Raw genomic sequence first — 24589 nt, forward strand, 5'->3', positions numbered from 1 at the left:
CCGATTCTTTGCTCGAATTGGCCGATTCCCCAAGCCAAGTGGCCGATACTTCACACCAAACGGCCGATTCCTACTTACAGCTGGCCGATTCCACCCGGGGAACCGGATTATCCTACGAAAACAAGCGAAGCGCTACCAATTAATCCCTTAACGCGGTTGAATTGTGTGGCGTTATCGAGAAACTCCGCTAAGTGTCGGAGAAATGTTCGTGGGTGATCGAGAAACATCCTCGTGTGAACGAGAAACCCCGCGTAGTGTCGGACAATCATCAAGATATGTCGGAGAACACCACCAACGCTTCTCCCAGAGAGATAGCCCTCCCCAAACAAGCGGAGCGCTACCAATTAATCCCTTAACGCGGTTGAATTGTGTCCCGTTATCGAGAAACTCCGCTAAGTGTCGGAGAAATGTCCGTGGATGATCGAGAAACTACCTCGTGTGAACGAGAAACCCCGCGTAGTGTTGGACAATCATCAGGATATGTCGGAGAACACGCGAGCCGCTTCTCCCAGAGAGATAGCCCTCCCCAAACAAGCGAAGCGCGTCCTCGTACCAGGCTTTCTGATAGGAGGCGTGTTCGCCGCAGTAGCTGGCGGAATGCCAACGTTCTTCCTATTCATGGCTGCGTGGTTCATTGTCGGAGCTGGTCAAGGTACGTACTATGGACCACAGTACGGGATTTCTTCATCTGCAATCCCTGCAAAACGGATCACACTCGGAAGTGCAATCATTAACAGTGGGATGGCCTTTGGTACATCGATTGGATATTATCTTTCCAGTTATTCTGTAAGTGAATTCGGATTGAATTGGCGCGTTCCGTTTTTCATCATCGCAGGGTTATCAGTTGTTGTTGCAATCTTAATGTACGTGGTAGTTAAACGAGACCCAAGCAGAAAAGAACGTCAAGCAGCGATAGCAGCTTCTGCGAATCCAACAGAAACGGTTGAGAAGCTTAAGTTAAGTGTTCTGTTCAAAAACAAGAACTTGCTCGTTTCCTACATTATCATTTTCGCTTCTATCTACGGATTCTTCATGCTGTTGACATGGCTCCCGTATTACTTGGAAGCAGACAGAGGAATCGTTGGTGGGAAAGTGGCATTCGTATCGTCCATCGTTCCATGGGCAGCGATTCCAGGATCTCTTTTACTCAGTATGTGGAGTGATAAAATCGGGAAACGGAAGCCGGTTCTTCAACTCATGCTACCAATCGCTTTCCTATCGGTTGCCTCCATTGTATTCTTTGAAAGTATGACAATGGTTTACATCGCACTGATTCTATACGGTATTTTCGGCAAAATCAGTACGAACCCGATATTAGTTGCGGTTGTCGCGGACAATGCACCGAAACAAGCGTACAGTACCGCGTTCAGTGTCTATAATTTCCTGGGGATGTCAGCTTCCATTTTGGCACCTTATATCACAGGTTTTCTTGCAGACAAAACAGGTAGTCTCGCATCAGGATTCTATCTTGCTGCGGCTTTACTAGTCGTCGGATTCATCGCCAGCTTCTTCTTGGATGAAAGCAACCGGCCAAATGTCGAGGATGAAGAAACAGCAAAAGCCTAATCTGAAAACCCTGTCTACGCCTTTAATGAGGAGTAGACAGGGTTTTTATGGAGTGCAGTTGTATATTTGAAAAAATCGTTAACTTACGAAATCGCGTGTTCAATTTCTTCTACTGAACACAAACTCTTCACCAAAACTTCCAACATCACAGGCAATCTTACAAACGCACTTTCAATATGAAGACGTTCTGTCCGTTGGTGGGCATCTTTACCGAACGGACCTACATTTAGTACAGGTGCATCGAGTGCAGTCATCGCTTCAAATGGAATACTATACGTCTTCCCCCATACAGGCGTGTTGTGCTCGTATGCAGTCCATCCAGTTGCCGTTCCGGTGTAATGGACATAACTTAAATCGCAAATTCCATTGAAGTAATGGACTTGATCGACATGAGTTCCTAACTCCATCGCTGTTCTCTTCATGAGGTCAATAGATTTAATGACTAATGGATCCTCTGACGTGTTCACGGCTGGATAATAAGGAGGTGCAAACAATAGGACAGTTGCAGGTGTCAGCTCCTGACATTCGATGAGTAATGCGTCTGTAATTTTGAAGCATTTATCGCGATCATCTAATTTCTGATCCTGAACTGCATTTTCGATAATTAACTCAACAGCCTCTGAACCAAGCTTCGATTGTGCGTGCTCCAGTAATTCTTCATAACGAATCACGCGTACTTCACCCACAGGCTCCGTTCTTTCTTGTTCACAAATCTTTTGGTAGGCCGTATTGCAAGCGCTCATCGCTTGAACAGCGACATCTGCAAACAGCTCCATAATTTCCGAAGCATCACGATCCATTAGAAATACGTTATAGAGAGAAGCAGCACGATAAGGTGTCTGTGTCGAGTACGACGTCTTCAAATCCTTCAACTGAAGCGAGACGGGAAGGGGAGTTGTCTCTCCATAGTTCGTCTCTTTGAACAACGAATTGAATTCCATCGACTGAGCTAAAAATGAAGAGATATACGTTGCCGTCAATCCTTTCAATGGCTCCCCAACGTGCGTTTCTTTCCCGTAAAACAATGCAGCTGGCATGATTTTACCAATCGTACCTGAGTAAACATACTCTTTAGGATCACCGGGTTCTTGTGAAAACGTCGGCTCGCTGTTCAAGAAGAGCTTATAGGAAAGACCATACACATCGCGCATTCTAACGAGTTCTTCAACAGCTGTCCGCATTCCCGCTGAATTCACTTCTTCATCCGGAACGGTCAGCAATACTAAATTGATAGGCCAATTTTCAAGAGATGCCTTTTCAATAAGTGACATGTGAAGGGCCAATCCCATCTTCATGTCCATCGTGCCGCGACCGAATAAGTAGTCTCCGGATAGTAAATCCTTCCGTGCATCTTCTGGAAGTTCATCTGTCAGTTGATGAAGTGCCGCCGTCAACTTTTCAGGATGATAAGCAAGTGGCTCCAATGCGCCATATTCTTCTGTCCAAACCGTATCGAAATGACTGATCAAGACAACCGTGTCTGTCGCAGCGGGATTCTTATAAAGTGCGAGCACTGAATTTCTTCCAAGACCTGCATCGTGCAACTTCAAATGCTCGGGATGATGCGTAAAATACGACAATGTCTTCAATTTCTCGGCAACACGTGTAGAAAACGTGCATTCACCATCCGTCGTTGTGCGGCTTTCCCAGCTTACGAGTTCATTCAGCAAGCCTCTCAGTGAAGCAGGTGTATTCCATTGTGAAGTACTCATTCTATAGCCTCCTGAATTGAGATGTAGGTGTTTTCTTAGTGATTCACTTCTGCAGGTTCCGCAACAACCGTTCCATTCGCGAGATGTTTCTTCTCGAGCCTAACCTTATAAAAGATCATGCAAGCAGCAAAAAATCCGATTCCATAGACCAATCCAATACGTTGCGTCGGATCAAATGCTAGGAAAATTAGGATTACTAAGCAGAAGATGATGCAAGTCAGTGGAACTAACGGATAAAACTTCACTCGATATTGTAAGTCTTCTAGTTTTCCACCTTGTTTCAAGTAGCGCTTTCTAAACAACAGCTGAGATGTAGCAATACCCATCCAAGAAATCGTAACGGCAATTGCTGCGATAGACATAAGCAAAACAAATACTGCATCCGCTTCCATAACACTTGTTAGAAGTGAGAGTAACGAAAAAGCCATCGTGAAGATCAAAGCATTCAATGGGACTTTGCGTTTCGTTAATTTTCCGAAAAGCCGAGGTGCCATTCCGTCATTCGCCATGGACCAAAGTAAACGAGTCGATGCGTACAAACATGAATTTCCGACAGATAGAATCGCTGTCAAAATGACGAAGTTCATAATCCCAGCGGCATAAGGGACACCAGCCATGTCCATCAATGTAACGAAAGGACTTTGCATTAATCCGAGGTCAGCAGCAGGGAAAATCGCTGACAAGACAACAATCGACGCGATATAGAATACAACGATTCGGAAAAGGATTGTACGAATTGCTTTCGGGATATTCTTCTCTGGATTTTCAGTTTCACCAGCAGCAATTCCGACTAATTCGGAACCTTGGTAAGAGAAGATGACATTCATCATCGTAACGAAAACAATCGCAATCCCTGCTGGGAATAAACCTTTTGGTGCTAGGTTCGTTAAATGGGGCGTCGGTGTTCCATCCAGTGGAATCCATCCGATAATCGCTGCTCCGCCAATAACGATAAAGGCCAAAACCGCAACGACTTTAATGCTTGCAAACCAAAACTCTGCTTCCGCAAAGCCTTTTGTAGTCAGTGCATTCAGTACGAATAGTAAAACCATGAACACAGCACACCAAATCCAAATTGGAGTATGTGGAAACCAATGTTGCATTAGAATACCAGCAGCTGTAAATTCAACGCCTGCTGTAGCGGCTGATCCTACAAAGTACATCCAGCCTAGTGAAAAGCCAGCAGAAGGACTGATATAACGGGAAGCATATTTTTGGAAGGATCCTGTCACAGGCATGTGGACAGCAAGTTCACCGAGACAAGTCATGACCATGTACAAGATTAGGCCACCAATTAGATAGCCTACAAGTGCGCCTCCAGGTCCAGCTTGGTTGATCGTATAACCGACGTTTAGAAACAATCCCGTTCCAATCACGCCACCAAGTGACAACATCATCAAGTGGCGGCTTTTCATGGAGCGATTTAATTGAGGTTCTTCCAGGGTTTTCATTGTTTATCCTTCCTCCCGATCGGTTCTCGTGTTGCATTCTTTAAAAACGAAGCGATAGGCAGCTTAGACCACCATCGTGCTTTTGAACTTCAGACATGTCCAATTCGATCGTTTGGTAGCCAGCTTCGGTGAATTTGCGATTTGTTTCCGGGAAGCCGCTTGGGATAATCACGTAATCGTTTACACGAATACAGTTCGCTGAGTATTCGTCTTCTTTACCAATGACAATCTTTTCATACGAGTCAAAAGCGGGATGATTCACGAACTCTCCAGCGACCACTAACTGGTTGCTTCCGAGGTAGGCGATACCCGTCTTCAAATGGAAGAACTCTTTCAAAGGAATAATCGTAGCTTCGTAACCTTCAGACTCTAGAATTTCTTTGAGTTGTTTAGCGCCAACTTCGTTCGTACGTTCAGAAATTCCGATGTAAAACTGATCTTCAGCCTGAAGTACGTCTCCACCATCAAGTGTTCCAGGAGATTGGATGAAATAAAACTTCTTGTAAAACTTTTTGGTGACAGCCTCGATTTCAACAATTTCAGCGTTTCTGGATTGTGCACCAGGATTCGTGATCACTGCAAAATCTGGAGTCAATACAGCGGCATCTTCAACAAAGGTCGAGTCCGGGAACTCATCGCTTTCCTCAAGCTTCGTTACAGCAACTCCACATTTTTTAAGTGCTTCCACATATGCATCATGCTGTTTAAGCAAGAGTTCATAATCGGGCTTGCCTAAATCAGAAGTAGTGAGACCCTCCAAATAACTTTTACCTGGTTTCTTGACGATGACATTTGTGAACATTGTATTCTCTCCTTTTTAACGTGCAAATATTTTTTAGCCTCGAACGACTGGGCATGTCAAACAAGTGGGACCGCCAGTACCTAACAGACTGATTTCTTGTCCTTTATATACATGTACCGTTGCACCGGCATCTTTTAGTTTTTGAATAGTGGAAGCGTTCTCATCCGTCAACACACAAACACGAGGTGCGATTGCTAACACGTTACATCCCAGCGTATCGTATTCTTCTTTAGATACTTCAACTAGCTCGAATCCGCGTTCTAGTAACAGCTGACGAAGGAAGACAGGCATTAAAGGTGAGTGGACGACTGCAAGATCTTTGTCGACAACACTGATGAATGACATGAGGTGCAGACATTCTGCTTCGCCTTGGTCATGTGGAAGTTGAACGACAATGAATTCATCTACTAAATCAGCTGTCATTTCTTTCAATTGGCGGATCGCTTCGTCATTTGTTCGATAACCTCGACCTACAAGTAACGTCCGATCATCGAGCCATACGATATCCCCAGCGTCTGAAACAGCGTCTCCAGTTAGTTCACCAACGATTGGAATTCCTTTATCTGAAAGGAACTTTTTGAAAACTTGAGCTTCAGGCTGACGAAGTTTTTTACCGGATTTTAAGATGAGTGCTCCAGCTGGTGTAAACTTCACTGGATCATGGGCATAAATTGAATCCAAGCCGACCGTATCGCTTGAAGGAAGGTAATCGATTTGAGTACCTTGTTGTTCTATTGTATTTATCAATTCTGAAAATTCTTTGCATGCTTCATTGAAATCGGGCTCTCTAAGATAGTTGAATGTCTTCCAGTTTTCTGAAAGATGTTCTTGGGATATAAAAGCATCTTTAGGATGTTTCATAATCACGTGCGTTAGTGGGCTGTACATTGAACTGCTGTATCTCATATTTCCGCCTCCTATTTTTCCGTCTATCGGAAAGTGTTTCCGTTGAAGGGAAACCTTATCTGTTAATATATTCTGAGTGTGGTATAATGTCAATGTATTTAGAAAATAAATTCACATTTTTTTACTCACAATTAGGAAGTGAACTTATGCAAACTATTGATCGGGTCATGCAACTTGCCAAAATTCTAGCATCAGAAAGTAATCCTACGGGCATTTCTATTTCTGACATAGCTAAGGAATGTGACTTAGCATTGAGTACACTTCACCGCATTTTGAAGTCGATGGTGAAACAAGGCCTTGCTGAACAAGACGCTGATACGAAACTCTATAAATTGGGGCAGGTATGGATGGAATATGGGCTTCGCGCATACGATACGATGGATTATGTATCGTCCATCCGACCAGAATTAGATCGATTAAGTAGGGAAGTTGAAGAGAGTATTTACTTGAGCAAATGTACGGGGTTAGAGGCGATTATTATCGAGCGAATCGATAATGAGAACAACCAGATTCGGATGTATGACAAACTGGGTCTGCGGATTCCTATGAATATAGGTGCAGCTAATAAAATTATGCTGGCTTGTATGCCAACTGTAGAATCTGAGAAAATTATTAAGCAACTGGTGCCGGAACACGAACAGGAACCTTTCAAGAAAATGTTACAAGGGATTGAGAAGCAAGGTTATGCAATTAGTCACGGAGAGCGGACGGAAGGCACGTCATCAATCGGAGTGGCAGTGCGTAATATTACAGGAGAAGTTGTGGGTGCGATTAGCATTGGGTGTGTGACGTTTAACCTAACTGAGGACCGAATGCAGATGATGATCGAGAAAATCTTAGCTGCGAAAGACCGAGTGTCTGAGAAGATTGGGCGGAGTAGCTAACGAAAACGATCCCACAAAAAAAGCAGGGAGGAAATTGTTGCATTTCCTCGCCTGCTTTTTTCGTTTACACGTCTACCTAATTAGTTACTAAGGCTACGGGAACATCATAATAATCCTGCCGCTCCTGTTGCACAAACCCGATCCGTTCATACAACTTCAACGCATTATCATTCTTTGTTTCTACATCTAATTTTATAATGTTCCCAGTAGGTAGCTCCTGTTTAACAATCCATTGCAATGCCTTACCTCCATAGCCTTGACCCCTACATTCAGATAGCACTGCGAAGCCGGATATATAGGATTCGTCTAGATTCCTCATGACTCTGATTTTACCGATTGGCTTTTCATCTACTTCTATAATGTATCTGCATTCTTTTTCCCGTGGTAATCTTTCATTATAGTAGGATTCGGCGTCTTCTAGTGAAAAGGAAAAGGCTTCCGCATCTAATGCAGTTTCAAACGCTTTGTCTTCTAGAGTAGACTCTCTTAGTACGATACCTTCTGTTTTAGAAAGCTCTTTATGATGCCAATGCATATGGAACTCTGAAAACGAGTAGTTGCATGGTCGAATTGCCATCCATCCTTTGGCGGATTCTGAAGTCCCGGGTGCATTGAACAACACCTTTTTGAATTCTTTATCTTCAATTACTCGCTGTGCCTGTTGCCAAAGATTTGTAAAGTGTCCATTCCTGCGTTCTTCCGGTTTCACCATGCCACATACTTCGACTGTGGAACCGAACCCGTATAGTGCTAAGTAGGCAATAAGTTCATGATCCTTCCAAATAAAGAAATCCATCGTGTCGTTTTTCCGTTCTCGAAGCATTTCCCAATTCAATTTCAGTTCAATCTTGTCGTACTGCTCACATTGCTGTTGCAAGTGTTGTATTCCTTCAATATGATTTGCTGTTAGCATGTCGTACCTCCAATGATTAGTAAAGTTAATTAGTTCAAGGTTTTCGTTCGCGCGTTCTACCAAAATTCGTGTTTTGCTACTATGCTATACTGTTTCAAATGAACCTCATAGAAAGAAGGAATTCAGATGAAAAAAGATATGCGCTATATTTGTTACCCATTCATGAGAGAATCTGCATCTACGGTAGACTTTGAAATTCGTACTGATTCATTGACGACAAGAATCGGGGAAGCCTTATCCCTAACAGAAGACATTGAGAAAGTACAAACGGATCTTCGCTGGCTCCAGCCTCTCGCATACCACTTAAATGGCTCAGTCCGCGGTAAACAAGCCATATTCCCAGAAGACTTACAGCGTTTAAGTGACGTATACGATGAATATGTGAATGAACTTGGTGAGTTGATCGAACAATTCGTACTCCCGCAAGGAACCCATGCAGCTACCGTCCTTCACGTCTGTCGAAGTGAAGCCAAGAAATCTGTACGGGCACTCCATAAAGTGTCGTTAGAGCGTGAGGTACCTGAAATTCTATTCGATTTCGCCCAGCTGATGGCCAACGTGTTATTCGTAATGGCTGTCTATACGAACAAAGCACAAGGGTGTGACGAAATCCCATTCATCAGTAAATCGTATCCCGAATGGAAGAAGAAAAAGAAGCAAACCGACACGGTGGGCTCTTCCGCTGAATCGTGATAGTTAAATCCAACCTGATCGATGAAAGTAACATATACTATTTGAATTAAAGGATTTATGCTCTCACGAAGTCATTAGTTTGTAGCGGAATGCGGCGACTCCGGAGGAATCAGCGAAGATTGAAGACCCCGCAGAGGCGAAGCTTCGAGGAGGCTGAAATCGAGCCCCTCGGAATGCGTCCGCATGGAGCGGAAAACAACGAGCGCCGGAAAATCAAATTAAACGGCATAAGTATATCTTATGTCATTCGTTCTAAACTATCGTATTACCTTATCTGCCGTGTAGAGGTATACTACAACAGAGAGGGGGGCAGATGACAATGGATTACATTTTGCTCTTTTTTATAGCACTGATCGCAATGGTGCTTGGAACTCTCGCAGGTGGAGGGGGTCTTATTACGATGCCTGCTATGCTGCTGATGGGAATTCCAATCCATTCCGTGATCGGGGCCAGTAAAATCTCCACAACCTTCAGTTCTTTCACTACGTTTCTTACCGTTCTATTGAAAAAGCAAATTACACTCCGTGAGTCTTGGTGGATTCTTCCTGTGTCCCTAGGAGCCGGGACATTGGGCGGCGTCACCGCAACCCATATCCAAGAGTCTACCCTATACAAACTAGCAATCGTGTTGCTGATTGGAGCATTTTTCACGTCATTTCTTTCTAAAGCTGACTTTGCTGGTCAAGCCATTTTGCACCCATCGAAAACGGGTGTGGCAGGACTAATCGGAATCGGATTATATGACGGATTGTTCGGTCCAGGTCAAGGGACGCTGCTCCTTTTTTTGTTCAATCATTTGCGGATTACTTACATGCGCTCGATTGGATTCATGCGTCTTGCTTCATTTTCGAGCGGACTAGGAGCTGCCATCAGTTTCATTGCCATGGGCAAAATCATTTGGCCAATTGCTCTCGTACTTGTAATGGGTTCTCTATCCGGTGCTCAAATAGGTGTGCGCATTGCGGAAAAGTTGAACCCTAAGCATGTTCGCATTCTATTGCGTTTAGTCATTATTGGACTGATTATCCAACTGACTGTGAAAGCCATACTGAATTACTGAAAAACGAAAGCAGCCTATTTCATTGCCGCTTTCGTTTTTTTATTGACCTGGCATCATTTTCGTTGAGACTTTGTAAGTGCTTTCCAGCGTTTTCGTTCAGCAACCTGTGCTTGTGCATCCGTTTTTCGATCCAAGTATGCAATTTCTCGTTGCAATTTAAGATAGCTCGCGTAACGGTCTTCCGCGAGAGAGCCGTCACTTAACGCTTGGTGAATGGCACATCCTGGCTCGGCTTTATGGCTACAATCATTAAACTTACATGACTCTGAAAGTGCATCAATATCTGAAAAGCTACCTTCGATACTATCGCTGTCGTTCCATAGTTGAAATTCCCGCATACCAGGTGTGTCTATCAAAACACCTCCTGCTGGCAACGCAATGAGTTCGCGGTGTGTCGTTGTATGGCGGCCTTTTGCATCATCTTCACGAATTGTTTGGACTGTCATCGTTGCGTTCCCACAAATCGCATTGACTAAAGATGATTTTCCGACACCGGACGAACCTAATAGCGCCGCGGTTTTACCGTCTTCAAGCAGAGCAATGACCTGATCGATTCCATCACCAGTTTTACTGCTGACAGCGAGTACGTCTGTACCGAATGCAATGTCACGTGCTTGGTCAATGAAGTCGTCTGGACAATCGCAAAGATCCGCTTTTGTTAACACAATCACTGGAATTGCACCTGAGTCATAGGCAGCGACCAAGTAACGTTCCAGTCTTCGCAGATTGAAATCATCGTTCATCGATGTCACGAGAAAGACGATATCGATGTTGACCGCAATCAGTTGCTCCGTCATAGAGTCACCAGCAGTTTTTCGAGAAAAGACTGAAGTTCTCGGCAGAATCGAATGGATGATGCCGCGTTCTTCACCAGGCATGTGTTCAATCGCCACCCAGTCTCCAACGGCTGGGTAATCTCGCCGGTCGATTGCATGATGAAGTAAAGATCCAGAGCAGACAGCAAGCCACTCACCTTTTTCCGTAACGACTCGATACATATGTTTATGTTCCAATATCACCCGACCTACCGTGCAGTCGCTTGATTTGAATTCGTTTTGTTGCTCATTCCAATGTGTTTGATGAAGTTCGTTCCAACCATAATTTTGTAATGTTTTCAACTGTTTTCCTCCTAAATATGGGCATATAAAAAAGCATGGGATCCGATGATCGGACTCCATGCTTTCACGCGCATACCAGAAGAAACATGCCTAATTTTAAGGCACGGCAGGTGAAAGTATGGGTCCGATCCAATTTGCAATTGTCAAGTTGAAGTTTGTCATAGTCATCACCTGCTTTCTGTAAGTTACCTTTATCATAAATGAGAAACGTTTTGAAGTCAATGAATTTTTAGATAATTATCAAGTATCCAAGGTAATTAACTTAGGACTTTTAACGAATATCTTTTCTCAACACCTACAACCGCAATGCGTCAGCAAATTATGATACACTTAAACTCACTATATGTGTTGAACTAGTGATTTCCATAGTTTCATACATATTAGTTGTTTGAAGCAGAAGGCGGCGACTCCGGAGGGATTAGCGAAGATTGAAGACCCCGCAGGAGCGCTAGCGACGAGGAGGCTGAAATCGAGCCCCTCGGAAAGCGACCGCCTGGAGCGGAAAACAACGGTGCCATGTCGTATTGTTTAATTCAATTTATATAGCAAACTAATAACAGCATTAGATGAGGTGACTCTATGAAGTCTTATATAGTAAACATAACAATGGTGCACGTTGAACCAGCAGTAAGGCGAAGAGTGATCATGCCCGCAGGCGCCACTTTTAACCGTCTCCATGAAATGATTCAGCAAATGACAAATTTTGAAAGTTACTTAACGGATCAACCGTATCACTTTTTTGAAGTTGAAGTGGATGGCTTGTGCATCACTGACAATCCTGTTCAACGAGAGGAACTTAAAGACTCCAAGAGGCTTACTCCAAAACTGCCGACTCGAGTCAAAATAGATAAATACTTAGAAGAGCACAAGCAACTGATGTATACGTATGATTTCGGAGATGATTGGCGCTTTTTAATTGAGCTGGAAGAAATCGTGGAAGATTATCACTTCGGTTTCCCGACACTGCTGAATGGGGAAGGAACGGCACCACCTGAAGATGCAGGAGGGCCACCGGGCTTCGCTTCGTTCTTGGCGATTATGGAAGATCCCACACACCCAGAACACGAGACTATGAAACAATGGGTTTCAAGTGCGAGATATGAGGAGTACGATAAAAACGGAATTAATCAATCGTTGAAACTCGTGAAGTATAAGAAAACAGAATGGGATCACATTAACCATCAAAATTATGTAATTATTAGTGACCCATACCGCGAATCTGAACTGTCTGAGGAGCAAGTAACTGCGAAACCCGAGAAATTGGTTTCAAAGAAGTCAAAAAAACATGCACTCACTTCGTTGCAGCAGGAAGAAGTTGAGCTGTACATCAAAGCCATGACCCGATTATATGGAATGATGCATTTTGAGCAAGTCGTCACACTGTACAACTTACAAAATGAGCAGAAAATTACTATTGGAGACTTGCAAGACCTTCTCGCTTCAGGTGAACTCGATTCAAGCTTGCAGAAAGAAGATATCTACTATAAAGAGACGGTTTTCCTAGGCCCGAAACTTGCCGGCATCGTCCCAGAGCAATTTGTTAGAGAAACCATCGAGAAGCCGTACTATCAACCTCCAAAAGAACAGTTGCTACGTTATGCGGATTCTGGATATTTCGATGAGTCGGTGGAATTGCTCCATCTGGAGAAACTATTCCTGAAGGAGAATATTCCACAAATCCAGATCGATCGGATGTTGCATACATTCATGAACGGGCTGTCTATGTGGCATGCAAACTTCATGGAAGTTATAGGTAAACTGATGGCGCAAGCAGGTCCATTACCAGAGGAACGTGTGAAGCAAATTGTCCCAGTTGCTATCAATGTGGCCAATGCAGTTCGTATCATTGAAAATCGGGGACATACCCCTCAAGAGATGTATGAAATGGGACGACCTGAAGTGAAGCCACTGACAGAGCAGTCTACTGTGCCAAAAGTGAAAGTCGGTCGCAATGATCCGTGTCCGTGTGGCAGCGGGAAGAAATATAAGAAATGCTGTGGACGATAACCAGTTAACATATTCAAGTCAAACAAGAGCACACAGACGATTGTTGTCTGTGTGCTCTTGTTCATTAGTCTACCTTCATTTTTAAGTCAGTGAGTACTTGGGCAAAAATCCCGAAGAACAGGTCAATCTCCTCGACAGTATTGTAATGGACGAGACTGATACGAAGCGCGCTTCCGCCAAAAGGTTCAGCCAACCGCTTCATAAGATTAATGGCTAAGTAGTTCCCTGTCCGAGCTTCAATACTTGCATCATTTAATGCGTGACCAAGTGTATCCGTTTCAATTCCTTCGATATTGAACGAGAAAACGGGAAGACGTTCATCAGCCTGTTCAGCAGATTTTCCATATAGGACAACGCCTTCAACGTCTGCTAGTTTAGCTAGGAAGTGATCCGTGAGTTGTTGTTCATATTCATGAGCGAAATGCATGGCACCTGCGATTTCATGACGACTTGGACGGGAATTTGCAAGTGGTGTTTTATCCAATGAAAGACCGTTACCTTCAGCATCTTTCGTTACCTGGGCTAAGTATTCCATGGAGCCGATGAATCCTTCAATGCCTTCGTGGTTCTGTGATCCGACTTCAAAGAAATACGAATCCCTCTCCAATTCGTGCTGAATACGCCACCCCTCTAACCGCTCGAGTCGATCTCGATTCACATATCCGAATCCCATATGAGGTCCGAAGATTTTATATGTGGAAAACGCTGCAAAGTCGACGTCTGCTGCTTTTACATCCATCGCGATGTGACTTGCAGCTTGTACGCCATCTGCCACAACGAGTGCGCCTGCGCGATGAGCCATCGCTGTGATACGTGGCATGTCATGAATAGTGCCCGTAGCGTTTGACGCCCATCCGACTGCGACGAGTTTTGGTTTTAGCGCAAGCAGTTGTTCATAGTGATCAAAGTCCAGGCTTCCTTGTGCATCGACATTCCATAAGTGAACGTGAATATCCCGTTCAGCAAGCTCCATCCACGGGTTCACATTTGCATGATGATCCGCCTCTGTAATGATGATATGATCACCTGCCTGTAGATCTCTACCTAGATGATGCGCGTACAAATGAAAGAAGTTTGTCGCGTTTTGTCCAAATGCAATTTCCGTATGATCCGTTGCACCGACCAAATCCGCGGCGAGTTGCCGAGCATCGACAATCGTTTGCTGCATCTCTGCTGTGCGCGTGAAAATCGTCCCTTTTTGTGCATTACGATGAATATAATAATCGGTGACACGGTCAATGACGAATTGTGACACTTGTGCACCCGCCGAGTTGTCGAAAAACAGGACAGGTCGGCCTTTATAGGAGTTTCCAAGACTAGGAAAGTAGGTGCGAGTGTGTTCAAATGTATGTTTTAGTGCCTGTGCCTCGTTCATGGAATCATCCTTTCTTTGAAAGAAGTATAGCACGAATGACTTGTTGACCGTAGCGAACATGAGGTGTCCGTTTGTGAAAGAATGGCATACTACTCATCTACTATTGAATGAATACCTATGATAGGTTCATAATTTTATGTGAGGTAAAAAACAGTAACATCGGGTACACTGAGGGGAGCAGGTAGTCGTTTTGAAAAGGAGATAGAACATGGAAGGAAACAACACGTTAATAGAGGCCGTACAGCAAAGAGACCATCAACGCATTGCACAATTGCTAAAACAACATCCAGACGTTGAAGCGACTGATGAAATGGGGCGTACTGCGCTCATGGTTGCGGTTGTGCACAATGACATCGAAGCAGTTGCCCAATTGCTTGTGTCCGGAAGTGATCCGAATCATCGCGATATAACTGAGTTGACGCCTTTCATTTGTGCGGGGGCAAATGGATTTACGGCTCCGCTGAAACTGATGGCGGCATCGGGTGCAGACGTGACGAGTGTCAACCGTTTTGGTGGTACAGCTTTACTACCCGCCGCTGAAAAAGGTTACTTACACACTGTTGAAGCGTGTCTAGCGGTAGGTGTCCCAATTAATCACGTGAACCATCTCGGTTGGTCTGCTTTGCTAGAAGCAGTTGTTCTAGGAGATGGCGGAAGATTGTATGCAGATGTGGTACAGACGTTGCACGACGCAGGAGCTTCGGCACATTTACAAGACTTTGATGGGAAATCTTCAGTATATTATGCAGATGCACAGAAACAAGATCGCGTACTGGAAATACTGACAGATACACAGGAAGACCCACATCACCCTACAATCTTGGAAGCGAAGTCTTTTGCAGCGAATGGTGAGTGGTCAGCCGCATCCCAAACCGTACAGGCTGCACTTGAGTCAGATGGTGACAACCTGGATTTGTTGTACTATGCAGGATATTACTTATCTGCACAAGGGCGCTACATAGAGGCGCTTGAGCAGTATAGTAGAGCGTTAGAAGTTGTGCCGGACGCGCTTGAATTCTATTTTTACACAGCGGGCTGTTATCGTTTGATGAACCAAGTGGAGGATGCGCTTCAAGAGTTTGATAAAGGCGCTGCATTGTCTTCGGAAAACTCCTTTTTCTTATATCATAAGTCGAACTACTTACGTGAACTCGGTCGTCACGAAGAAGCGGTTGAAGTGATGGCTGAGCTCGTTCATCGACATCCTGAACGCTATGATTTCTGGTTCCATAAAGCAAACAGCTTGCGCTCACTGGGACGTCACGGAGATGCAATCGCGGCGATTGGATATGCAATTGAATTGCAGCCGGATAATCCTCTGTATACGAAACACAAAGCTCAATCTGAGCATTTGTTAGAACGTCAATAATTCGGTGGATAGCTGCTTTGTCTTCGGGCAAGGCAGTTTTTTTGTTCTTAGAAAATGGTTAGTATAGAGGAACAAATCTGTGTGAGTTGATGTGGGGCACAAAATACCAACGCTTCTTTGTAAGGCATTTTAATGATAAACTGTATAAAAACTCAGAAATGGAGAATACCACTTATAATGAAGAAACACGTACTGATCTATGGCGATGTATTCGTCGATTATATCGCGGAAGACGAAAAAAATTCATCATTCACTACATATTTAGGCGGTGCAACTGTCAATGTGGCTGCTGGCATCGCGCGATTAGGCGCACCCGTATCCTTCATCACTGTAACCGGAGACGACGAGACGTCTGAATTTGTGCGCAGAGAACTGGAGAAGGAAGGAGTGGACTTGACCCCTTCTATCCTCACACCCGCGAAACGGGTTAACGGGGTATACGTCCATCTAACGAAAGAACATGATCGTGTTTTTGCGAATTATCAAAACGAAACACCTGATATTCAAGTAACACCAAGAGATTTACAAGAAGAGACCTTTCAGCAAGCATCTATTCTCCATATTTGCTCAGGTACGATGTTCCATCCTGTAGCTCTGGAAACAACGCAAAGAGCGGTACAACTTGCGAAGGAGACGAATACACGGGTCTCTTTTGATGCAAATATTCGCCCGTTACGTTGGGAAAGTGAGGAGATCTGTCGTGACACAACGAATTCTTTTTTGACGGTTGCAGATCTTGTCAAACTAACTGAAGAAGAGCTAACCTTCATGATGAATACGGAGACGTTGGAGGAAGGGCTGTCCAAACTCGAATCGTTCGCAATTCCTGTAGTTTTGATTACTAGAGGGGACTTAGGGACGATTGCGATTATCCACGGAGAACAGTTTCATGTTCCTTCTGTCCAAGCGGTAGCAGTAGATACGACTGGAGCAGGGGATGCATTCATGGCTGGGGTATTGCGTCAGCTTCAATTGTACGGATACCCATCGGATACTTCAGAGTGGAAAAAAGTAGTTCGTTTCGGCAATCAGATGGGGGCGTTGTGCGTGACGAAAACTGGCGCGTTGTCAGCGATGCCTTGTTTAAATGAATTGGATAATTCTATTCTAGAATAATGATTGTCGGCACATAAATCAATTCAACCTACATCTTTACGAACAAGTAAACTATTCTATTAATAAATTAAAAACTTTTTTCAGACTTCTGGAAAGAGTTTTTTTATTTATTTAAACGCCAAAGTACTTTCGAAAAATGATATACTATGATGGTTGGACATGTCGTGGATTATCAAAGGTACGTGCATTATAAAAGAGAATAAGGTGGGATTATTGTGGATAAGACAAAAAATAAAATTCATTACGCTTGGTGGATACTAGTTGGTCTTTGTTTAATGGTCGGATTGGGAAAAGGCGCACTTAATAATACGGCGGGTCTTTTCTTACCTCCAGTTGCCAAGGATTTAGGAGTTGGTACTGGGAACTTGACGCTTTACTTGAGTATCTCTTCAATCGTCACATTGATTTTCTTGCCAATTGGCGGAAAGATGATGGCGAAGTATGACATTAAAGCGCTACTTATTGGTGCAATCATTTTGCAGGCAGGAGCATTTGCTGCATTCGGCTTCATGAGAGCTGTATGGGGCTGGTACATCTTGTCTATTCCGTTGGCAGTGGGTGGCGTGTTCATCACTGTTATTGCGGGTCCAGTTTTGATCAACCAATGGTTTAAGAAAAGTAACGGACTAGCACTTGGAATCATGGGTGCGGCTGCAGGAGCACTTGGTGCGATTTCTCAACCTATCGCTGGTAATCTCATTGCGAGTAGAGGCTGGAGTCAGACGTATATTATTATAGGTGTAGCAGTTTTAATCATCGTGATTCCGGTCATTCTTTTGCTTATCCGTAAATCACCTAAAGACAAAGGATTACAACCATATGGCGCTGTTCCAGTTTCTGCAGATGGTGAAGCGGCAGAAGATTTGAATGATAAAGGGATTGCAATGGCGGTTGCAAGGAAATCCGGAGCATTCTATGCGTTGACACTCTTTTTCTTCCTAATCACCGCAATTGCAAGTTTCTCGATTCACATCCCGACGTTCCTTGCGAACAAAGGGTATTCTGTTGAATTCTCTGGAACCGTTATGGGTATCTATATGATCGGCGTTTTACTAGGCGCGCTGATCCTAGGTGTACTGAGTGATAAAATTGGTTCTAAAAACACGTCATTGCTCGCAATGGTTCTTGGTATTTTGTCCATCCTTATGTTACTGTTCTTCTCTGAGAGTGCGACACTCATTACAGTGGCAGCAGGGATTCTTGGCTTCATGGCAGCGTCAATTGGTACGCTTGCACCAACACTTGCATCTACACTGTTCGGTAGTAAAGACTATAGCCAGATCTATGCAATGGCATCACTTGGTCTCGCGGTTGCATCCATCATCGCGTTGCCGGCATATGGGTATGTCTATGATTTCACTGGAACATACACAATAGTTCTCTGGATCATCGCAGCTATGTTTGTCATTAACATTTTTGCAATCCTATATGCATTCAAGAGTAAAAAACAACTGGTTGATCAAGGTCACTGGAACTGATTGTCTCATTAACCTATTGTATCCCCACTTCTATTTTTCGAAGTGGGGATTTTTTTACCTATCTCCATCAAGTCAAAAAGGCTGTCAGCCCGTCAATATAGACGGGCCGACAGCCTTTTTTTCGGAAACGAGCGGGTGCTTCATTTGAACGGTATAGGGAGAGTCATTTCACTTTCAGTAATGTGGAAAGGCAATACGTCCTCTCGATTTCTTCAGAGGGGAGTGGCTTACTGAACAAATAACCTTGCCCGAATTGACAACCGCACTGTGCGAGAAGTGTTGATTGGCCTTCTTCTTCAATTCCTTCTGCAATGAGTTCCATATCCAGGTTACGTCCCATATCGATAATCGTTTGGACTATGGATTGCATAGGTTTATGGGTCAGCATCTCCATCGTAAAGGACCGGTCAATTTTCAAATAATCAATCGGTAAAAATCCGAGCTTACTTAAAGAAGAATAGCCCGTCCCGAAGTCGTCAATTGCTAACTTCACGCCAAGTGTCCGAATCTCTTCTATAATCCGCACTGACTCTAAATCATCTTGCATCATAGACTCTGTAATCTCTAAAATGAGTAAATGAGGGGGAAATTGTGTACTTTCAAGCACGTCTTTTACGAAACTAGGAAACTGTGGATCTCTGAACTGACGGATGGAGACGTTCACCGCAAGACCTAAGTTCTCATTGGCACTATGCCATTGTTTCACCTGATGACAGGATGATTCCAATACCCATGTGCCAATGTCGTTGATCAAACCTGACCGCTCCGCAACAGGTATGAATTCTCCAGGTGGCACGAGTCCTATTTTGGGATGATTCCACCGTACAAGTGCTTCAAAGCTTTTAAGACGACCCGTTGCAAGGTTGATGACAGGTTGATAATGGATGAGTAACTGTTCGGTCTCTAAAGCTTTCCGAAGATCATTTTCAATCATCAATTGTTTCTGATCATCATTTTCCGCTAGCTGGGAAAATACTTTAAAGGTGTTTCCACCGAGCTCTTTAGCCCGATACATGGCCCGGTCTGCATTTTTTAAGAGAGTCACAGAATCTGAACCGTGCTCTGGGAGATGGCTAATGCCGATACTTGCTGATGTATAAAGTAACGTGTTATTGACCTCGAATGGCTCTTTGAACGCTTCCAGTATAGATTCAGCAATTTTAACTGCTCTTGAATTCTCCAGTTCTGACAAGATGACGAACTCATCCCCTCCGTGACGAAATACTTGAGCTCCCACTGGAATCGCTTGCTTGAGTCGAATACTGACGAGTTTTATAAATTTGTCGCCTGATAAATGTCCCATCGTGTCATTGATAGACTTGAAACGATCGAGGTCAATAAATAGGATAGCGAGCTCGGAGCGCTCTGCCGTCAGCTTGTTGAGTACGCTAAATAATCTGTAACGATTTTGTAGTCCAGTTAGAAAGTCATGGTTGGCGTTATAATCTAATTCGATATTGGATAACGTCAGTTTTTGATGAATTTCTTTGTTCTCAACAAGTTGGTTTTGTAGAGTAAGAGCAGTCTTATCCGTTTTTCGGAATAAGTATATAAAAATAGGTGTAGAAAAGAGGAGCATAGTTGCTGATCCTAAGATGTCATACCAGAGTTGGTTTTTGAACTCCAAATGATAAATTTGTATAAGCAACTCTTTAGCAACAGAGGGCAAAAGAACTACGAACAGGATCATTAAAAAAAGACGCTTAAATTTAAATCTTTGAGTTGTTAGCTCCATAGTAGACCGCCATCCTAAATAGTGTTTAATAAATTGAAGTAATTGGGAAAAAATCCATCTGAAGGATATACGTCATTTATCGACAAAATTTTGACGGTTTTAATAGGTTTATTGGCATGTGTATGGAGGTTGTAGGACCTAATTGAAGAGAACTCAATCTTTAATAAAATTAACAGTTTTGGATAGTATAGAGAATATTTGCATACAGTATGCTATAATTATTTGAAAATTGGTATTATTCGGAGGGCTGATGTAACAGGTTAATAATAAGATCCGGCCTGTCGGTGAAGACACCATTTACTCCCAGTGAAATGAGAGTTGAAGCTTGTTCGGATTCATTAACCGTGAAAGGGTGTATGGCTAGCCCTGCCTGATGAACGGTTTCTACAAGCTGTTTTGTAACGACCTCGGCATTCACACCTACACCAGAGGCATATTGACTGACTTGTTTTAGTTTGGAAGGGGATAATTTAGCTTTTTCTTTTAGTGAATATAGTTGAATGAGAGGAGTTGCGGGACTCAATTCATGTACTTTTTTTAAACTATCACTGCTGAAAGATTGGATGATCACTTTCGGAATCGGATCATCTCGGTCTAGCAGATGATGACCGTCCAATTGGTCAATTAACTGCTGTTCGATGCCGGGATACCGTTCTGGTGACTTGATTTCAATATAATAATTGGTACTATCTCCGAATTCACGAAGCACTTGTTCCAAAGAAGGGACTCGAAGGCTCGCAAATCTCTGAGATGCGAATTGGTTAGTGGGTTGGTTAAATTCTTCGGCTGGTTTGAAAGCGCTTAATGTATCTGAAGTGATCTCATCAATCTCCAATTCACTGCCATTCAATTCAATTGAATCATTGTGAAGAACGACAAGTTTTCCGTCTTTCGTCCGATGGAGATCGAGTTCTATGTAATGGGCCCCCATTTCAATCGCGAGCTCGTAGGATGGGAAGGTGTGAGCGGGCGCATATGCCGAGGCGCCACGGTGTGCGATAACTAGAAATGGTTCTGACGGTAACGATACGGGCTGCTTGTAAGTGGGGGAGCAGCCAGAAAGGAAGAGAAGGAGCAGAGTGACAACCTTTAGGACCTTCATGTGTGTAACCTCCGATCATGTGGAATTGTAAACCTTGTGTAAAAGTGACGTTAACTTATGTAAATAGTACGAAATCTTGTTATTGAAAATGATACCATGACCTTGATAAGAACGACAGGTCATCTGGGAGTTGACTACCCGAAAGGATGGATTGGATGAAAAGAGTCGAACTGATTGACGTGTCAAAGTCTTATGACAAACAAGTCGATGTGATTTCAAATATCGACGTAACGATTGAGCCCGGAGAGTTTTTTGTTCTAGTCGGTCCGTCAGGGTGCGGCAAAAGTACGATGCTGCGGATGATCGCGGGACTGGAAGAGATTACAGGAGGAGTACTGGAGATTGGCGGAAAGCGTGCGAATCATTTGTCTCCTGATAAGCGTGATCTATCCATGGTATTTCAAAACTATGCATTGTATCCCCATTTGACAGTGGGCCAAAATATTACATTTGGACTCGATGTGAAGAAAGTGAAGAAAACAGTCCAAATGGAAAGAGCAAAGGAAGTCGCTGAGATGCTTGGGTTAACCGACTATTTGAAGCGAAAGCCTCGTGAACTATCGGGGGGACAGCGACAGCGGGTTGCACTTGCACGGGCGATTGTGAGCGAAGCGCCAATTTGTTTGATGGATGAACCCCTTTCTAACTTGGATGCGAAATTGCGGGCGCATATGCGGACAGAGATTCGTAGAATTCAACGTAAGCTTGGCATTACGATGATCTATGTAACGCACGACCAAGTGGAAGCGATGACGATGGGTGACCGGATTATGATCTTGCATGATGGTAAGATTCAGCAAGTAGGAAAGCCGATTGATATCTATAACTACCCAGCGAATCCTTTTGTTGCCTCATTTATCGGAGCACCACCGATGAATATCAGTCCAGCAAGGATGGAACCTTCTAAGTCAGGGATTTTCATTGAGGATACAATCCATGTTTCCATGAATGAGGCGCAATCGATTGCGAGCTCTGCTAGATCGTTGCTTGCAGGGATTCGTCCAGAGCACATCAAGCCAGTGATAACAGGGGCTGAAGAAGGAAATAAAATTCAAGTAGACGTGACAAATGTAGAAATACTGGGTAATGAAACTGTATTCTCCTTCCAAGTTGGGCAACGGGAATGGATGGCGAAATGGAGTGGACAATGGGACATGGCAATTGGTGACAAGGTGCCGATTCTATTAGGGTCAGAATACTTCTGTGTATTTGACGAAGAGACAGGAGAGCTAATTCGTAAACCAGAAGGTCTTGAGCACCTTTCGATTGCAAAAGAGGTGAGCATATGACGACGGTTCGAGCTCCTGGAGTCTGGAAACGTTCTGCAAACTTGCGTGTTGGCTTTTTATATTTATTGCCGTCCATCATCTTGTTTTCGGTATTCTTATTTTATCCAATGATCCGAACGATCTACTTAAGTTTCTTTCTAACCGACCAAAATGGAAATGCAGCGGTCAATGTAGGTTTTGAAAACTACAGCTACTTACTCACATCACCTGCATTTTTGAATAGTATGAAGGCAACTGGGTTATTTGTCCTGTACACGGTGCCAATAGGAATTATCCTTGCGTTATTTTTTGCATTACTCGCAAATGAAAAGCTCAAAGGAATTGGGTTTTTCAGAACGATGTATTCGTCGACAATGGGAATTTCCGTTGCAGCATCATCCGTCATTTGGTTGTTTTTGTTCCATCCAAGTGTTGGTCTGTTCAATCGAATATTACTTGCTATCAATCTCCCACAAATCCAATGGTTACTAGATCCGGAGTGGGCGCTGGTATCCATTGCAATCTCCACGATTTGGATGAACACGGGTTTCTCGTTTCTAATCCTTCTGGGAGGATTACAAAACATCGATGAGCATTTGTATGAAAGCTCGCGAATTGATGGGGCTGGTTATTTTTATAGACTTCGGCGCATTACGATTCCCATGTTATCGCCTACGTTGTTTTTCATCATCACGATTTCTCTTATCAATGCATTTCAAACCTTTGGACAAATAGATATATTGACCAAAGGGGGACCATCCCAATCGACAAACTTAATTGTCTATTCGATTTATCGGGAAGCGTTCATCAATTATCAATTTGGAACAGCTAGCGCACAAGCGGTTATTTTATTCATCATCATCCTTGTGGTCACTGTCCTTCAATTTAAGCTTCTTGAAAAGAAGGTGCATTATCAGTGAGAGACTCTACACTTAAGAAAGTTTGGATTTACTTTTTATTGATCGTCACATCAGTCATGGTGTTCTTCCCTGTGTTGTATGCATTCATGATTTCGTTTATGAGTGGACCGGAAATTTTACAAGGTAAATTTTTTCCTGAATCGTTCAAGTTCGATAACTATCTGAAAGTGTTTGATAGACTCCCGTTGGTGAAATATCTATTGAACAGTTTCATTGTTTCATTGACGGTGATGGTTGGGCAACTAGCCGTTTGTAGTCTGGCAGCCTATGCGTTTGTTTTCATCCCGTTTAAAGGAAGGGATTTCGTTTTCTTCATATTCATTTCCACGATGATGATTCCGTGGGAAGCGACGATGATCCCGAACTTCTTTACAATCCAAAAGCTCGACTGGTTGAATACGTATCAAGGCATGTCATTGCCGTTTTTCGCGCTCGCGTTTGGAACGTTTTTATTGCGACAGCATTTTAAAACGATTCCGAAAGAGTTGCAGGAAGCTTCCCAAATTGCGGGCCTCAGTCGTTTTGCGTTCTTCTGGAAAGTGATTTTGCCAGTCTCGAAAACAAGTCTTGTCACGCTTGGGGCATATGGATTCCTAACGACATGGAATATGTATTTGTGGCCATTGCTCATCACGACCAATAGTTCAGTGCGAACGGTTCAAATTGGATTAAAGCAATTGCAGTCCCAGGAGATGTCAACAGATTGGGGGGTGGTCATGGCTGGAGTCATCGTCGTCATCATTCCGACGTTATTGCTTTTATTTATCGGACAGAAGCAACTTCAGAAAGGCTTGTCGCAAGGGGCGTTGAAGTGATGGTGTTGTATAAATGAATTTGCAACTTCAAATATTCTCCGTTGATTGAAGCGGAAGACGGCGAGTTAAGTGCTCTCAACGCTTCGCTTTTGTTCGCAAAAGTCGTTCTACGTAACGACTTTTCCTGCGGAATCAGCGAAGATCGAAGACCCCGCAGTAGACTGCTGCCTTAATTTCTGCAAAGAACGCAGAAATACGGCCAATCGAACTCTTCGTGGTTCGATTGGCTGAGATCGAGCCCGCGGAAAGCGTCCGTCTGAAGTGTAAATCAACACCGTTTTTTAGCCAACGAAATAGAT

Annotated in this window: 20 protein-coding genes; 11 read left to right on the forward strand and 9 right to left on the reverse strand. The window is 43.6% G+C overall.

The genetic code is table 11. The features are described from left to right. Positions 1-417 precede the first annotated feature (417 nt). Positions 418-1566 carry an MFS transporter gene (locus DVB69_RS05655; protein WP_116017465.1) on the forward strand — a complete coding sequence of 383 codons (1149 nt, stop codon included), beginning with the start codon at positions 418-420 and terminating at the stop codon, positions 1564-1566. An 83-nt stretch (positions 1567-1649) separates the two neighbouring features. Here the strand turns inward: DVB69_RS05655 and DVB69_RS05660 are convergent, their stop codons facing one another. From DVB69_RS05660 to DVB69_RS05675, 4 genes are read right to left on the reverse strand one after another with little or no spacing between them, the layout of a single operon-like run. Further along, positions 1650-3278, reverse strand: a complete 1629-nt coding sequence (locus DVB69_RS05660) for a M20/M25/M40 family metallo-hydrolase (protein ID WP_116017467.1) — start codon at positions 3276-3278, stop codon at positions 1650-1652. Between the two features lie 35 nt (positions 3279-3313). After that, positions 3314-4729, reverse strand: a complete 1416-nt coding sequence (locus DVB69_RS05665) for an amino acid permease (protein ID WP_116017469.1) — start codon at positions 4727-4729, stop codon at positions 3314-3316. 40 nt (positions 4730-4769) lie between these two features. Beyond that, positions 4770-5531 carry a dimethylarginine dimethylaminohydrolase family protein gene (locus DVB69_RS05670; RefSeq protein WP_116017471.1) on the reverse strand — a complete coding sequence of 254 codons (762 nt, stop codon included), beginning with the start codon at positions 5529-5531 and terminating at the stop codon, positions 4770-4772. 33 nt (positions 5532-5564) lie between these two features. After that, the gene (locus tag DVB69_RS05675) at positions 5565-6437 is read right to left on the reverse strand and encodes a dimethylarginine dimethylaminohydrolase family protein (RefSeq protein ID WP_116017473.1); all 873 of its coding nucleotides are present in this window, start codon (positions 6435-6437) and stop codon (positions 5565-5567) included. A 146-nt stretch (positions 6438-6583) separates the two neighbouring features. Here DVB69_RS05675 and DVB69_RS05680 point away from each other — a divergent pair, with 146 nt between their 5' ends. Then, positions 6584-7321 (forward strand): IclR family transcriptional regulator, encoded by a 738-nt coding sequence (locus DVB69_RS05680; protein WP_116017475.1) that lies wholly within the window; start codon positions 6584-6586, stop codon positions 7319-7321. Between the two features lie 76 nt (positions 7322-7397). On the opposite strand, the gene DVB69_RS05685 is transcribed toward DVB69_RS05680, so the two are convergent. Beyond that, a complete protein-coding gene (locus DVB69_RS05685) occupies positions 7398-8234 on the reverse strand; it encodes a GNAT family N-acetyltransferase (RefSeq protein WP_116017477.1) in 837 nt (278 codons plus the stop codon). Between the two features lie 126 nt (positions 8235-8360). On the opposite strand from DVB69_RS05685, the gene DVB69_RS05690 reads away from it, so the two are divergent. After that, a complete protein-coding gene (locus tag DVB69_RS05690; RefSeq protein WP_116017479.1) occupies positions 8361-8927 on the forward strand; it encodes a hypothetical protein in 567 nt (188 codons plus the stop codon). Positions 8928-9246: 319 nt separating this feature from the next. Then, positions 9247-9987 (forward strand): sulfite exporter TauE/SafE family protein, encoded by a 741-nt coding sequence (locus DVB69_RS05695; protein ID WP_116017481.1) that lies wholly within the window; start codon positions 9247-9249, stop codon positions 9985-9987. 53 nt (positions 9988-10040) lie between these two features. Here DVB69_RS05695 and rsgA read toward each other — a convergent pair whose 3' ends face one another. Continuing rightward, positions 10041-11105, reverse strand: coding sequence for a ribosome small subunit-dependent GTPase A (gene rsgA, locus DVB69_RS05700; protein WP_233505333.1), 1065 nt, complete (start codon positions 11103-11105; stop codon positions 10041-10043). Between the two features lie 579 nt (positions 11106-11684). Here rsgA and DVB69_RS05705 point away from each other — a divergent pair. After that, on the forward strand, positions 11685-13112 hold the full coding sequence (locus DVB69_RS05705) for an IS1096 element passenger TnpR family protein (protein WP_116017485.1): 1428 nt from the start codon (positions 11685-11687) through the stop codon (positions 13110-13112). A gap of 64 nt (positions 13113-13176) precedes the next feature. Here the strand turns inward: DVB69_RS05705 and DVB69_RS05710 are convergent, their stop codons facing one another. Next, on the reverse strand, positions 13177-14487 hold the full coding sequence (locus tag DVB69_RS05710; protein WP_158541035.1) for an aminotransferase class V-fold PLP-dependent enzyme: 1311 nt from the start codon (positions 14485-14487) through the stop codon (positions 13177-13179). A 208-nt stretch (positions 14488-14695) separates the two neighbouring features. Between DVB69_RS05710 and DVB69_RS05715 the strand changes: the two genes are divergently transcribed. From DVB69_RS05715 to DVB69_RS05725, 3 genes are all read left to right on the forward strand, one after another. Beyond that, positions 14696-15856, forward strand: a complete 1161-nt coding sequence (locus DVB69_RS05715; protein ID WP_116017489.1) for a tetratricopeptide repeat protein — start codon at positions 14696-14698, stop codon at positions 15854-15856. Positions 15857-16033: 177 nt separating this feature from the next. Then, positions 16034-16972, forward strand: a complete 939-nt coding sequence (locus DVB69_RS05720; protein ID WP_199562809.1) for a carbohydrate kinase family protein — start codon at positions 16034-16036, stop codon at positions 16970-16972. A 215-nt stretch (positions 16973-17187) separates the two neighbouring features. After that, the gene (locus DVB69_RS05725; RefSeq protein WP_116017491.1) at positions 17188-18450 is read left to right on the forward strand and encodes an MFS transporter; all 1263 of its coding nucleotides are present in this window, start codon (positions 17188-17190) and stop codon (positions 18448-18450) included. 163 nt (positions 18451-18613) lie between these two features. Here DVB69_RS05725 and DVB69_RS05730 read toward each other — a convergent pair whose 3' ends face one another. Then, positions 18614-20185: a putative bifunctional diguanylate cyclase/phosphodiesterase gene (locus tag DVB69_RS05730; RefSeq protein ID WP_116017493.1), complete on the reverse strand. Its 1572-nt coding sequence runs from the start codon at positions 20183-20185 to the stop codon at positions 18614-18616. A gap of 235 nt (positions 20186-20420) precedes the next feature. Further along, positions 20421-21287: a glycerophosphodiester phosphodiesterase family protein gene (locus tag DVB69_RS05735; RefSeq protein ID WP_116017495.1), complete on the reverse strand. Its 867-nt coding sequence runs from the start codon at positions 21285-21287 to the stop codon at positions 20421-20423. Positions 21288-21442: 155 nt separating this feature from the next. Between DVB69_RS05735 and DVB69_RS05740 the strand changes: the two genes are divergently transcribed. From DVB69_RS05740 to DVB69_RS05750, 3 genes are read left to right on the forward strand one after another with little or no spacing between them, the layout of a single operon-like run. Further along, positions 21443-22576 carry an ABC transporter ATP-binding protein gene (locus DVB69_RS05740; RefSeq protein ID WP_116017497.1) on the forward strand — a complete coding sequence of 378 codons (1134 nt, stop codon included), beginning with the start codon at positions 21443-21445 and terminating at the stop codon, positions 22574-22576. After that, positions 22573-23475, forward strand: a complete 903-nt coding sequence (locus DVB69_RS05745) for a carbohydrate ABC transporter permease (RefSeq protein WP_116017499.1) — start codon at positions 22573-22575, stop codon at positions 23473-23475. The genes DVB69_RS05740 and DVB69_RS05745 overlap by 4 nt, the downstream gene beginning before the upstream one ends. Positions 23476-23531: 56 nt before the next feature. Further along, positions 23532-24290, forward strand: a complete 759-nt coding sequence (locus DVB69_RS05750) for a carbohydrate ABC transporter permease (RefSeq protein WP_116017993.1) — start codon at positions 23532-23534, stop codon at positions 24288-24290. Positions 24291-24589 lie beyond the last annotated feature (299 nt).

It is taken from the genome of Sporosarcina sp. BI001-red (assembly GCF_003384035.1).
In the GTDB taxonomy this organism is placed as follows: Bacteria; Bacillota; Bacilli; order Bacillales_A; family Planococcaceae; genus Sporosarcina.